This window comes from Rossellomorea oryzaecorticis (genome assembly GCF_038405515.1).
Lineage (GTDB): Bacteria > Bacillota > Bacilli > Bacillales > Bacillaceae_B > Rossellomorea > Rossellomorea oryzaecorticis_A.
The window spans coordinates 1-12,560 of record NZ_JBBYAF010000043.1 but is presented as its reverse complement, the minus strand read 5'-3'; the positions used below and the strand labels follow the sequence as shown (position 1 = coordinate 12,560).

13 protein-coding genes are annotated in these 12,560 nt (G+C 40.2%); 10 read left to right on the top strand and 3 right to left on the bottom strand.

What is annotated here, in order from left to right; all coding sequences use genetic code 11:
- Positions 1–17: 17 nt before the first annotated feature.
- Positions 18–398, bottom strand: coding sequence for a PilZ domain-containing protein (locus AAEO50_RS17655; protein ID WP_341985637.1), 381 nt, complete (start codon positions 396–398; stop codon positions 18–20).
- A gap of 151 nt (positions 399–549) precedes the next feature.
- Here AAEO50_RS17655 and AAEO50_RS17650 point away from each other — a divergent pair, with 151 nt between their 5' ends.
- The 8 genes from AAEO50_RS17650 (at position 550) to ptsP (ending at position 8,464) form a co-directional block, all read left to right on the top strand.
- Positions 550–1,482, top strand: a complete 933-nt coding sequence (locus tag AAEO50_RS17650) for a MoxR family ATPase (RefSeq protein WP_341985636.1) — start codon at positions 550–552, stop codon at positions 1,480–1,482.
- Positions 1,483–1,487: 5 nt separating this feature from the next.
- The gene (locus AAEO50_RS17645; protein WP_341985635.1) at positions 1,488–2,681 is read left to right on the top strand and encodes a DUF58 domain-containing protein; all 1,194 of its coding nucleotides are present in this window, start codon (positions 1,488–1,490) and stop codon (positions 2,679–2,681) included.
- Entirely contained in the window at positions 2,651–3,922 is a 1,272-nt protein-coding gene (locus AAEO50_RS17640) for a hypothetical protein (protein ID WP_341985634.1), read from the top strand. Before AAEO50_RS17645 ends, AAEO50_RS17640 begins: the two co-directional genes overlap by 31 nt.
- A 489-nt stretch (positions 3,923–4,411) precedes the next feature.
- Positions 4,412–5,029, top strand: coding sequence for an ABC transporter ATP-binding protein (locus AAEO50_RS17635; RefSeq protein ID WP_341985633.1), 618 nt, complete (start codon positions 4,412–4,414; stop codon positions 5,027–5,029).
- Positions 5,030–5,043: 14 nt separating this feature from the next.
- On the top strand, positions 5,044–5,826 hold the full coding sequence (locus tag AAEO50_RS17630; RefSeq protein WP_341985632.1) for an ABC transporter permease: 783 nt from the start codon (positions 5,044–5,046) through the stop codon (positions 5,824–5,826).
- A gap of 107 nt (positions 5,827–5,933) precedes the next feature.
- Positions 5,934–6,194, top strand: coding sequence for a hypothetical protein (locus AAEO50_RS17625; RefSeq protein WP_341985631.1), 261 nt, complete (start codon positions 5,934–5,936; stop codon positions 6,192–6,194).
- A 282-nt stretch (positions 6,195–6,476) separates the two neighbouring features.
- The gene (locus AAEO50_RS17620) at positions 6,477–6,743 is read left to right on the top strand and encodes a phosphocarrier protein HPr (RefSeq protein WP_032089054.1); all 267 of its coding nucleotides are present in this window, start codon (positions 6,477–6,479) and stop codon (positions 6,741–6,743) included.
- Positions 6,743–8,464, top strand: coding sequence for a phosphoenolpyruvate--protein phosphotransferase (ptsP, locus tag AAEO50_RS17615; RefSeq protein WP_341985629.1), 1,722 nt, complete (start codon positions 6,743–6,745; stop codon positions 8,462–8,464). The genes AAEO50_RS17620 and ptsP overlap by 1 nt, the downstream gene beginning before the upstream one ends.
- Positions 8,465–8,594: 130 nt before the next feature.
- On the opposite strand, the gene AAEO50_RS17610 is transcribed toward ptsP, so the two are convergent.
- Positions 8,595–9,263 (bottom strand): GNAT family N-acetyltransferase, encoded by a 669-nt coding sequence (locus AAEO50_RS17610; protein ID WP_341985628.1) that lies wholly within the window; start codon positions 9,261–9,263, stop codon positions 8,595–8,597.
- A 559-nt stretch (positions 9,264–9,822) separates the two neighbouring features.
- Between AAEO50_RS17610 and AAEO50_RS17605 the strand changes: the two genes are divergently transcribed.
- Positions 9,823–9,999: a hypothetical protein gene (locus tag AAEO50_RS17605; protein WP_341985627.1), complete on the top strand. Its 177-nt coding sequence runs from the start codon at positions 9,823–9,825 to the stop codon at positions 9,997–9,999.
- Between the two features lie 44 nt (positions 10,000–10,043).
- On the opposite strand, the gene AAEO50_RS17600 is transcribed toward AAEO50_RS17605, so the two are convergent.
- On the bottom strand, positions 10,044–11,201 hold the full coding sequence (locus AAEO50_RS17600; protein WP_341985626.1) for an aminotransferase A: 1,158 nt from the start codon (positions 11,199–11,201) through the stop codon (positions 10,044–10,046).
- A gap of 132 nt (positions 11,202–11,333) precedes the next feature.
- Here AAEO50_RS17600 and corA point away from each other — a divergent pair, with 132 nt between their 5' ends.
- Positions 11,334–12,332, top strand: coding sequence for a magnesium/cobalt transporter CorA (corA, locus tag AAEO50_RS17595; RefSeq protein WP_341985664.1), 999 nt, complete (start codon positions 11,334–11,336; stop codon positions 12,330–12,332).
- Positions 12,333–12,560: the final 228 nt, after the last annotated feature.

Here is a 12,560-nt window from a genome sequence, read left to right as displayed (position 1 = left end):
TCCTCTACGGGTCTGGCTTATCCGCGGTTGTCGGTTTTGTGCAAGTTTACATACTGCTTCAGTTCCTTGATAATCATTTTCTTTGTTTTATCATCCTCTATTGCTTCGAGACCATAGACGTACTGTCCGAACTCTTTTCTCTTCCACACTGGTTTTCCAAGCATTGTAATCAACGTTTGATTTAAATTGATATGAAGGTCCAACAGGTAATTACCATGTTCTACAGGCAAATCGAGCCCTGTTTTTATTCTTGCACCGTTAGGACTTAAATTTATCAGGAGCGCATCTGTCTGTTTAGTTTCAACACACTCTCCATTTTTTTCTACAATCAGCTTGAAAGAAGCAATCAATGGTTCATTAAATGTATAGCGAAAGGATTCATGTCGTTTGTACTGCATACCCATCACCTGTTTTTTTAGTATATCCCTATCATACTTCATGAAGAAATTGTCTTACAATAACAAAAATATAAATATACATTATGAGAATATTTGCTAAATTTTTACTATTTTATTATAATTAAAGCTTAGCAAGGTTAGGGGGATTAGAATGACGCATTTAATAGATATAAAAAGAGAAATGAATAAGGTGTTAGTAGGTAAAGACAAAGAGATAGACCTGCTTCTGATTGCATTACTCCAGGAGGGCCATGTTTTACTGGAAAGTGTTCCCGGCACGGGTAAAACATTGCTGGCAAAAACATTCTCACAGTGTATCGAGGGGATGTTCAAGCGTATACAGTTCACACCGGATGTACTGCCAAGCGATGTGACCGGAATTCAATTCTTCAATCCTAAAACTCAAGAATTTGAACTTCGTACCGGTCCAGTCGTTGCAAATGTTTTACTGGCTGACGAAATAAATCGTGCCACTCCGAGAACTCAAGCCAGTTTACTTGAAGTGATGGAAGAAAAACAGATTACGATTGATGGAGAAACGGTACTATTAAGTCCGCCATTCATCGTAGTCGCCACTCAAAATCCGATTGAATCGCAGCAAGGAACGTTTCCACTGCCTGCAGCCCAGCTGGACCGATTTTTATTAAAGATCCCGTTTACATATCCTGATTTCAAGGAAGAAAGAATGATCCTGGGCCGCTTTAAATCGAAGCAGCCATTGAATGAAGTAGAATCCGTATTGAGTTTATCAGAGGTTCAATCACTATCTAAATTGGTAAAAGAAGTACATGTTTCGGCAGATATAGAGTCTTACATCCTTCAAATGACGAGAGGGACGAGAGAACACGAATGGATTGAATTGGGGGCGAGCCCGCGGGCAAGCTTGGCTCTATTGAAAGCTTCACAAGGGCAGGCTTTCATTGAGGGCAGGGATTTTGTCCGACCGGAAGATGTATTGGAAGTAGCACCTTATGTCCTTCAGCACAGAATCCAGTTAACCGCTGAAGCCTCATTGACCAAGTCGGAGGAAGAAGTCATCACCACCCTGATTGATTCGATCATTCTTCCGGTTGAAACGAGGTAAGTGAAGTGACTTGGAAACGTGAAGTGATCGAGGATCCATATAACTCATTAAGTGAAATTCTATTGATCATTCTTGCAGGATCAAGCTTGTTCTTTCAATTTTATGCAGGGTTGGGAATTTTTCTTCTATGTTTTCTCTATTTCAGAGCTCGCAAATGGTACCTTGAAAATATCGGAAAAGAGTTAAAACTGAATCAACCGCCAAAACGTGTCCGTATTCATTGTGAGGAGAGAGGGAACTGGGAGATTCATTTTACAAATGATGGATTACCGGTTTGGGGAGCTGTCATGAAGCTCACCTTCAAAGATATTGTAGAACCTGTTAATCATCCTTTTGAATCGTATCATGGCGGGAATGTTGAAGTATCGATTCCAGTTTCAATGGGAAGAGCAGAAAGCGTAAAAGTCTCTTTGCCGATCGTAGGAAAAAGAAGGGGTCTATGCCGTTTAACGAAAGTCCAAATCGTCATTCCCCACCTTTTTGGAAGCGGAAAAGTTCTGTTGGACTTAGTTGAGCCTGTAAAATCCACCTTGATGGTGTTTCCCGCTCCGGCACCTGTCATCCTTGATAGAAACCATCATTCTCATGAAATTGGAGAGGTTCCGGCTCTTCATTCTCTATTTTTTGATGTTTTTCAACCAGTGGGGACGAGGGAGTATATATCCGGAGACAGGTTTCAGGATATTCATTGGAAAGCATCTGCAAGAACGCAATCATTACAGACGAAAGTATTTGCTCCCTCAGTGAAGAAAGAATGGATGATTGCTGTAAATCTTTCTGAAAAGTATTCCATCACGAGGGATCTCGAAACGATCATTAAGCATACTGCGTATTTAATGCAAATGGCTGTAAAACAAAATATATCATTTTCTCTTGTACTGAATATCAGGAATCAGGGAGTTACCCCATTTTATTACCTGCCTTCAGGAACGGGGCGAAAGCATCAACAGAAAGCTCTTGAGATGCTTTCCACCTTATCTACAGACGATGCCACGATTCCTTTTCACATCGTCTTGCAGCATCTTTCCATTCGTCAACTTGTACCTGCTGTATTAATCGCTGCAGGTGTTCTCACCGGAGATGACGAGGGGAGATTAAGTAAACTTGAATCAAAACAAAGAGAAATTTATGTGTTGCATTCAGTAGATAAACAAGGAGTCGTCTCATTATGGAATCAAAGATCGAAAATTCCTTCTTAACAAACCAACAGTTGATGATTCTTCTGAAAATGGGTTTATTCCTGGGGGTAGATGCATTATTTGCAGTGCTCTCGACTACCGTGCTTGTAGAGAAAGAGCTGATCATCTCTCAATATGTTCCGTTCATGATCATTGTGTACATATTCTTATTTTCAGTTCTGATGATAGGTATAAAGAAAAAAACGGTTTCTTCAATGATGTTATATGGGGTTCTGCTGGTCTTGTCAGCGGCAGGGTTAATAGTTTTTAATCTATCCTTATGGATCATGGCACTTATCCTGTTATTTCTTCATTGGAGAATAAGCTCTTATTTTAAAAGCGAAGACGATCAGATTGAAGTCTCCAGTGGACTCATATTGCTGTTTTTATGTTTGTCTGCTTTATCGATTATCATTGGGAATACAAGAGAGTTAGAGAATAACTTTATCGTCATGAGCTTGATTCTATTCTTATTTTCCCTCGTTTCGACAGTGACCAGTGTCCAAAGGATGTTGAACGCTCAGGATGAGAGTGAAAATAAGAACAAAAGATATCTGGTAAAACCTTTCGCAATATTACTGTTTGTTATAACAGCCGGCGGTGTTTTAGCTTTTTTCAGTCCCTATGTGAGAAGCGGGTTTTACTGGGTGCTGAATAAAATTTTCTGGTTATTTTCTTTTCTTGTCAATCCCATCTTTGCTTTTTTGGTGAAGGTCAGGGACTGGATTATAAGTAAGGTCTCTAAAGATACTTTATCTGGTTTTGGCATGAAATTTAATCAAGAGACAATCGATCAGTCTAAGCAGAATGCTTTTTACGAAGGCATGTCAATGTCGTGGCTTAATGAATTATTGATTGCCATCTTTATCTTGACCGTCATCATCTATTTCGTAAAGAAGAGAAAAGTGACATACGAAGTAGAAACCAATCGTGGTTCTTCCCCAATAATGACCAGTATTAAAAAGGTTACAGCGCATCCTGAGAAGAACGCTGAAGAAGTACTTTATTCTGACGCTGAAAACGCCATCCGACAAGCAATGAAAGAACTGGAAAGAGAAGCGGCGAACCAGCAAAAGGGCAGGGAAGACAACGAAAACATCCGGGATTGGTTCTATAAAATTGGGATGATAGAAGAAGAGGCCTTCTTTAAACTTTATGAATCGGTGAGATATGGAACCAAAATTCCTGAAAATCACGAAGTGTCTTATTTTACTCAGCGTGTGAAACGACATATCTCCTCTTTGAATGAAAAGGAGAATTGAAAAGCCTCGGAAGAGAAACTGTTCTATTTAAGGTACTTTTTAAAGAGTGATGTTTAGTTTAAGGATCTATTTAGCTGTTGATTGGAGTGGAAGACGAAGACTCCTGCGGGAAAAGCGAGACAGGTGAGACTTGTCTAGCTCTGGCGGCTAAAGGCTCGAGACATAAGCCATGCCATCCAAAAAGGCAAAGAACACCTTTATGGCTGCCCTGGCTTATGCTTGTCGCCTTTGAGCAAGCCGCCTCTGCTTTTCTGGCCCGCAGGAGCGAATTGCGACGAGGAGGCTCACCGGCCGCCCGCGGAAAGCGAAGTCTTCCACGGAAATCAACAGCGGGGTTTAAGGGTGTTATAAAGATAAAATTCCTTTAGAAACGGAATGATTATAAAGAAGTTGATGTATGCAGGGAGCTGACTTTGCATACATCAGCTTTTTTATTTCTTCCATAATAGGGTAATATAACAATGGAAAACGATCAGGGAGGAGCAGAATATGCCATTCGCGATAAGAAAACTGGTTTATAAAGATATTCTAAAAATAGAGAAGATGGACATACCAGAAAACAAGACTACGTGCATCATCGGAGAAAGTGGGGCAGGAAAGTCGACCCTTCTAAAAATGCTAAACAAAATGTACATACCTGATGAAGGTTCTATTCATTATAAAGGCACTTCCATAAAAGAAATGAACCCTGTCAGCCTGCGAAGAAAGGTTGTAATGATTTCCCAGACTCCATTACTATTTGGAGAAACAATAGAAGAAAATCTGCAAAAAGGTCTTATTTTTTCTGAAAAACCTCCAGCAAGTCAGGAAGAACTTGAAAGCATACTGGAAATAGTGAAGCTTGATAAAAATCTGGAGACAAATGCGGAAGAGCTATCTGGCGGGGAGAGACAGCGTTTGTCACTCGGGAGGGTCCTGGTGATGAAACCGGAAGTATACCTCCTGGATGAGCCTACCTCTGCGTTAGATGAAGAAACTGAATTAGCAGTGATGAACCGGTTTATCGAAGCTGCGAAGGCTCATGAAGGGACAGTGATCATGGTCACTCATTCCATGAACGTGGCCGAACAGTACGGAGAAGAGCTGATAAGGATTTCTCGAAAATAGGGAGGGACTCTCACGTGGAAAAAGGGATCATTAATATCGAGTTATGGAGATTTATTGCTGCATATGCTTTCATCATTATTTTATTATTTATCGTTAGAGTTAGAGGGATTTCAAGAGAAAAACAAATTATCATAGCCTCTTTAAGAATGACAATCCAATTGATCATTGCCGGGTATATCTTGACGTTCATCTTTGAAAACCCGAGCCCTTGGTTGACCTTGCTAATCATCCTTATTATGGAGTTATTCGCGATACTGAATGTGTTTAAGCAGGTTAAACATGAGTTAAGTAAACAACTCAAAGGAACCGTAGCTTTTTCTATGGTTATCGGAACATTGGGATGCCTGTTTTATTTCAATATAGTAGTCATCCATTTTACACCTTGGTATGAACCGCGCTATTTCATTCCAATCGCAGGGATGATTGTAGGAAATTCCATGACGGGTATCACCCTTGGCCTTAATACACTGCTTGGGTCGTTAAAAGACCAAAGAGATGTAGTGGAAGGAGCGTTGATGTTAGGTGCCACACCAAAAGCTGCAACAAAAAAGTATGTCGATGATGCGTTTGATTCGGCAATCCTGCCAACGCTGAATAACATGATCGGAATGGGAATCATTTTCCTGCCAGGGATGATGACAGGTCAGATCCTTTCAGGAGTAAGTCCGCTTGTGGCGATTGAATATCAAATAGCCATTCTGTTAGGGATTGTCGGCAGTGTGGCATTGACGGTCATCCTATTCATTTACATAGGCTATAAGTATCTCTTTACGAAACATGCTCAGCTGAATAGCTGAGTCAATAGGTGTAGTGAGGTATTGCTAGATTGAAGGAATTCCTCCCGTTCTTTTCCCCATCTATCTGCATATGATAGAAAAAAGGATGCTAGGGAGGAGAATCTTAGATGAAATATGAAACGGAGCAAGCCCTTCGGGTGAAAAGTCTGGCGATGGATGTAATAGAAGAATTGATGAAAGATCATCCCGCTCATGACCAAAGAGACCTGAAGCAGGTAACAGAACTATTCGCACGCTGCATTTGTGACCTGGTGAATGTTTATACAAATACTTCAGAAGATCATGAAATGACCTTGCGAGGATCCGTCATCAAAGCAAAAATGGGTTATAATGCATTGAAAAAGAAATCTACCACTATGGGAAAGTAATCCACTTGATTATGTGTAGATAAGGGACAGTTCCCACGTTGGGAGCTGTCCCTGTTTTTTTGTGTGCTTTTTGGGGAATTCAAACATAATAGTGGCAAATATATGAAATACTAAAAAAATAAAGCTTTACAATTGTGTATATCGTCATTGCATGCTATTCTTTTTTATTGAGCAGGCTTATAGGAAGAATGGATTAATTGCTAGAAATAGTTGACGTTTTCTTCATTATCCATTACTTTTATGAAGCAACCAAAAACAAAGTTGATTAAGGAGTCGATTTATATGGCACAAAAAACATTTACAGTTACAGCTGAAACAGGAATTCATGCTCGTCCGGCAACATTATTAGTTCAAACGGCAAGCAAATTCGACAGCGATGTACATCTTGAATACAAAGAAAAGAAAGTAAACTTAAAATCAATCATGGGTGTTATGTCATTAGGTGTTGGGAAAGATGCACAAATCACGATCATTACTGAAGGCAGCGACGAAGAAGAAGCATTAAAGAGCTTGGAAGAAACATTAAACAAAGAAGGTTTAGCTGAGTAATGTCTAGCATTTTGAAAGGCATTGCGGCATCTAACGGGATTGCCATTGCAAAAGCGTATCGTCTGGTAGAACCTGATTTAAGCTTCGAAAAGAAGTCAGTTGATAATGCAGAGGAAGAAGTAGCTCGTTTTCAGGCTGCAATTTCAACTTCTAAATCAGAGCTTGAAGCAATCCGGGATAAGGCAAGAGAAGATCTAGGTGAAGACAAGGCGCAAATCTTTGAAGCACATCTTTTAGTATTAAGCGATCCAGAGTTACTGACACCTATTGAAGATAAAGTGAAAACTGAAAATGTAAACGCTGAATTTGCACTGAAAGAAACTGCAGACATGTTCGTTTCCATGTTCGAATCAATGGACAATGAATATATGAAAGAACGTGCAGCGGATATCAGAGATGTAACGAAACGTGTTCTTTCTCATTTGCTTGGAGTTCAGATTGCCAATCCAAGTATGGTGACTGAAGAAGTAATTGTCATTGCAGAGGATCTGACTCCATCTGACACTGCACAATTAAACCGTCAGTTTGTAAAAGGATTTACAACCGACATCGGAGGCAGAACATCTCATTCAGCAATTATGGCTCGTTCAATGGAAATCCCTGCAGTAGTAGGGACGAAATCGATTACTTCTTCTGTTGAGAATGGTGACATGGTTATCGTGGACGGCTTAAACGGGGAAGTACATATTAACCCTACACCTGAAGTCATTGAAGAGTATAAGAAAGAGCATGCCCGCTATGAAGAACAAAAAGCGGAATGGGCAAAGCTTGTAGATGAGCCTACCGTATCTAAAGATGGTCATCATGTAGAGCTTGCTGCGAATATCGGGACGCCAAAAGATTTAGAAGGTGTAAAGAACAATGGCGGTGAAGGAGTAGGACTTTATCGTACAGAATTCCTTTACATGGGGCGTGACGAGCTGCCGACTGAGGAAGAACAATATGAAGCCTATAAGGCAGTACTCGAAGGAATGGAAGGTAAACCTGTTGTAGTGCGTACTCTTGACATTGGAGGAGACAAAGAACTTCCATATCTTAACCTTCCTAAGGAAATGAATCCATTCCTCGGGTATCGTGCGATTCGTCTTTGTCTGGACGAGCAGGAGATCTTCCGCACCCAGTTAAGAGCATTATTGAAGGCAAGTCCATATGGAAACCTGAAAATCATGTTCCCAATGATCTCAAATCTTCAGGAGTTCAGAGATGCCAAAGCGATTCTTGAAGAAGAGAAAAAAGCGCTTCAAGAGAACGGTACAGACGTAGCCGACAAAATTGAAGTGGGAATCATGGTTGAAATTCCATCGACTGCTGTCATGGCCGATGTATTCGCCAAAGAAGTTGATTTCTTCTCAATTGGTACAAATGACTTGATTCAATATACAATGGCTGCAGATCGTATGAACGAACGCGTTTCTTACCTGTATCAGCCATACAATCCTGCTATCCTGCGCCTTGTGAAAATGGTCATTGATGCCGCTCATAAAGAAGGCAAGTGGGCAGGTATGTGCGGTGAGATGGCCGGAGATGAAATTGCCGTTCCTATTCTACTTGGATTAGGGTTGGATGAGTTCTCAATGAGTGCAACATCCATTTTAAGAGCACGCTCTCAAATCCATCGCTTGAACCAAAGTGATATGAAAAAGCTTGCCGAAGATGTACTTAAACTCGACACAAACGATGAAGTCATCAAAGCGGTAGAAAAAGCTGTTTCTCAAGTTTAAAAACATGTTTAAAGGTCGGGAATCGGGGGTAATGTATAAAAGAATAAGAAGTTGAGGCACCCAAATGGCCTTTTCATTCTCATTTCCCCCTTTTCTAAGGATTGAAAGATTATTCTTTCAATCCTTTTTTTTATGTCTTTTGAAATGGGTTTTTCCATTCCATTAATAATCCATAATCACATGATTCCTTATCTTCAAGATAGCCTTTTACGGCTTTTAGCGGGGTTCTTCCGCATTGAAGAAGGAATGTGATGACAGGATCTTTATATTGGCCAGAGGTTAATTTATTTACATATTCCTCAATGGTAAAGGTATGAGAGAATTTGTGGTAAGTTGGAATGCGGCCTCCCCCTAAGAGGCGGTCGAGCTGCAAATGGACCACAATCTCATACATGGCATTCATTAAGACTTTTCCGAGTTTAAACCCGCGAAATTCTGGGTCTATACACAGGTCGACTACATAGAGTGTATTTCCAAGGTGATTATGCGTGCGTATGTATCCATCATCGGTTATTTCCTCCCAGGTGTGTTCAGGACAGGATGGATCAAAGTTGACAATAAGACTGGTCATACTGCCAGCTATTCTGCCATCAATCTCGACACAAAGTGCGCCTAAAGGGAAATAGTTAATATGATTCTCCAATTGTTCTTTATTCCACCATAACTCCGCAGGGAATGGCGGAGGGAAAGCACGCTGCTGGATCCCGATAAGCTCGTTGAAATCCGTTTCCGTATAATTTCGGATTACGGCTTGATAGACTTGATCTTTTCTGAAAACAAACTGTTCTTTTCGGTACATGCCAGAACCTCATTTATCAGAATTTACTTGTTCATTATACTTTATGAAAGCGCTTTTTTAAAGTATTTTACAAAAATAATTTTGAACAGTTTTTATTAAAAACCTCTGTTAATCACCGCTGTTGATTTCCGTGCAAGACTTCGCTTTCCGCGGGTGACCCGTGAGCCTCCTCGTCGCTGCGCTCCTGTGGGGTCTCACATTAGTCACTTCTCCCGCAGGAGTCTGCGTCTTGCACTCCAATCAACAGCTGGAACCGGTTAATAAACATTAAACTTTAGAAGAGAAACAAAAAAACAAAAAAATTTAAATTAATGGTTTAGTTATTCTGAAAGGCGGGTAATCTATAAGCAAGCATGAAATTGGAGATTAATTTCTCACTAACACCCCCTTTTCCTTTTTTTTGACTGACTCAGTTTTTACTGGGCAGTCTTTTTTTTGTCCTTTATTAATGGCAGGTTTTGCCCGCTGGTTTCATTTGAATACTTCATTCACGTAAGATAAATAATAACTGTAGTGTTTCTTCAAAGAAATACAAAAAGAGAAGAGGGTGTGTGAGGGAATGGCAAAACGTACGAAAAAGAATGATCCGCAGCAAAAAAATAAAAAAGGGTTTGATTCTTCCAAGTTGAATCAAGAATTCGCACACGAAATTGGCAGCGCTGCGACGAATAAGATTCATAAAGATAAAGCCAAAAAAGAAAAAGCACCTAAAAACAACGGTGAATACAAAAAATAAACGAAAAGGACAGACCTTGAATTGAATTTCAAGGTCTGTCCCTCTTATATATGGCTGCTGATAAATGACTCGATCCGGGAGAGCCCTTCTTCTAACTCCTCCAGCGAGCATGCATAAGAAAGGCGTATATATCCTTCACCATATCTTGAAAAAGCGTCCCCGGGAACCACAGCCACCTTTTCTTGGTGTGCCAGGGCAAGGGCGAATTCAAATGAGGTCATATCAAAGGCGGCTGGAATCTTTACGAAGTAATAAAAAGCGCCGTCCGGTTTGACTACATCTTTGAAACCGATTTCTATTAATCGCTTATACACATAATCTCTTCTTATCTTGTACTCCTCTTTCATTACCACAGCATCATTTATTCCATTGGTCAAAGCTTCATACGCAGCCTTCTGTGAGACAGAAGAGGCGCAGGATACGTTGTATTGATGAACCTTCAATAAATGTTTGCTAATACATTCTGGAGCGAATATCATTCCTATTCGCCAGCCTGTCATGCTGTGGGATTTTGAAAGACCGTTAATCATGATAGTTTGTTCTTTTAGAAACTCAGCGATTGAATGGTGAGTGCCTTCAAATGTCAGTTCACTATAAATCTCATCTGCAACAACAAAAATTTTCCGTCCTTTTAAAACTGCGGCAATTTCCTTCAGTTCATCCTTTGTTAAACTGACGCCTGTAGGATTGGACGGGTATGGAAGTATGATGCATTTAGTTGAGTCTGAAATATGTGCTTGGATTGATTCAGCACTGACTTTGAAATCATTTTGTGTTGTATCGATATACACGGCTTTTGCTCCACACAGATGGATGATGGGTTCATAACCGGGATATACAGGTCCGGGAAGAAGGCACTCGTCTCCTGGTTCTAGAATCGAGCGAAGCACTACATCGATCCCTTGTGAAGCACCACTTGTCACTATGACTTCATTTTCAGGATGATAATGCACATTATATTTTGTTCCGACATAAGATGCAGCCGCTTCTCTAAGCTGGAGAAAGCCTGCATTATGCGTGTAGGAAGTGAAGTTTTCATCAATTGCATTCTTGGCAGCTTCCTTTACATGCATCGGGGTAGGGAAGTCGGGCTGCCCGATCGTGAGCGAAATCATCCCTTCTATGTCAGCTACCATGTTAAAGAACTTTCGGATACCAGAGATCTTTATATCCCGTACATTGGGGTTTAAATATTGTTCCAAGATGTACACCTACTTTTATAATTTGGTACATATTTTATCATTATTTACTGCAGTAAAGGAATGGTTTTGTTTGAATCGATCAGAAACAGGGAATGGATAGAGAAGAAAAAAGCATTGAAGGTGAGAACAACAATGATTCGGACGAGTGCAATTTTAAACAATGGTGACGTTCTTCAGGATGTCCCTTTATCAAGAATAAAGGAAGATGATGTGAAATGGTACTGGGTTGATTTTAACGAGCCGGCCGAGAAAGATATTCGCGTGATGAAACGTTTTTTTCAGTTTCACCCGCTTGCCATAGAAGACTGCCTGGATGACTTTAGTGAAAGACCAAAACTTGATTTTTATGATGGGTACATATTTGTGTTGATGCATGCAATCAATAAAAAGTCGCTGGATTCATATGAAGTGAATCTTTTTGTGAATTCAAGGTTCATTGTGACGTTTCATAAAGAACCTGTAAATGAAATAAACAACCTATGGAAAGCCGTCAGCGAAGAAGGGGATCTTCTCAGTCCATTTACAATCATGCATGGAATCGTGGACAGGCTTGTCGATGAGTATTTCCCTTTAATTTATAGCATCGAGGATCGATTGAACAGCATTGAAGAAAATACGAATGAGGAATCAGATTCAAATTTGATGGATGAATTATTCGACATCCGTCATGAAATGTCTAAATTGAGAAGAACCCTGGTACCTATGAGGGACTTATTGTACAGAATCAGTAATTCAGGAAGATTGAATGCATTGAAAGAAGAGCAATTATACTTTAATGACGTGTATGACCATTTAATCAAGCAGGTAGAAATGCTGGAGTCATATCGTGACTTTTCTGCTGATATTCGTGATAATTACCTTTCCATCAACTCTGATAAAATGAATAATATCATGATGACGTTAACGGTCATCACGACGATTTTCATGCCGCTTACTTTTATTGCGGGACTTTACGGCATGAACTTTGTATACATGCCTGAACTGAATGAACAGAATGGGTATTTCATTGTTCTGGGAGTGATGACCCTGATCGCTGTCATCATGTTTGGATTCTTTGTAAAAATAGGGTGGCTTAAATTCGGTGGGAGAAAAAGAAGGCGTAAAAGAAGAAGGCTGCTGAAGCTAAAATAGTTTTCATGCAGCAAACAAAGAGATTGGGACATAAATGTTTAATCTAAATAAACCCGAACTAATTTGCATTTCAGAAAGCAAATTAGTTCGGGCTTTAATTTGTTCCAATGTATATTTAGGATTAGTTCTTTCCAGCGGTTGATTGGAGTGCAAGACGAAGACTCCTGCGGGAAGAGTAGCTTATGTGAGACCTGTCCAGCTCCAGGGCTTAGAGGCACATGTCATAAG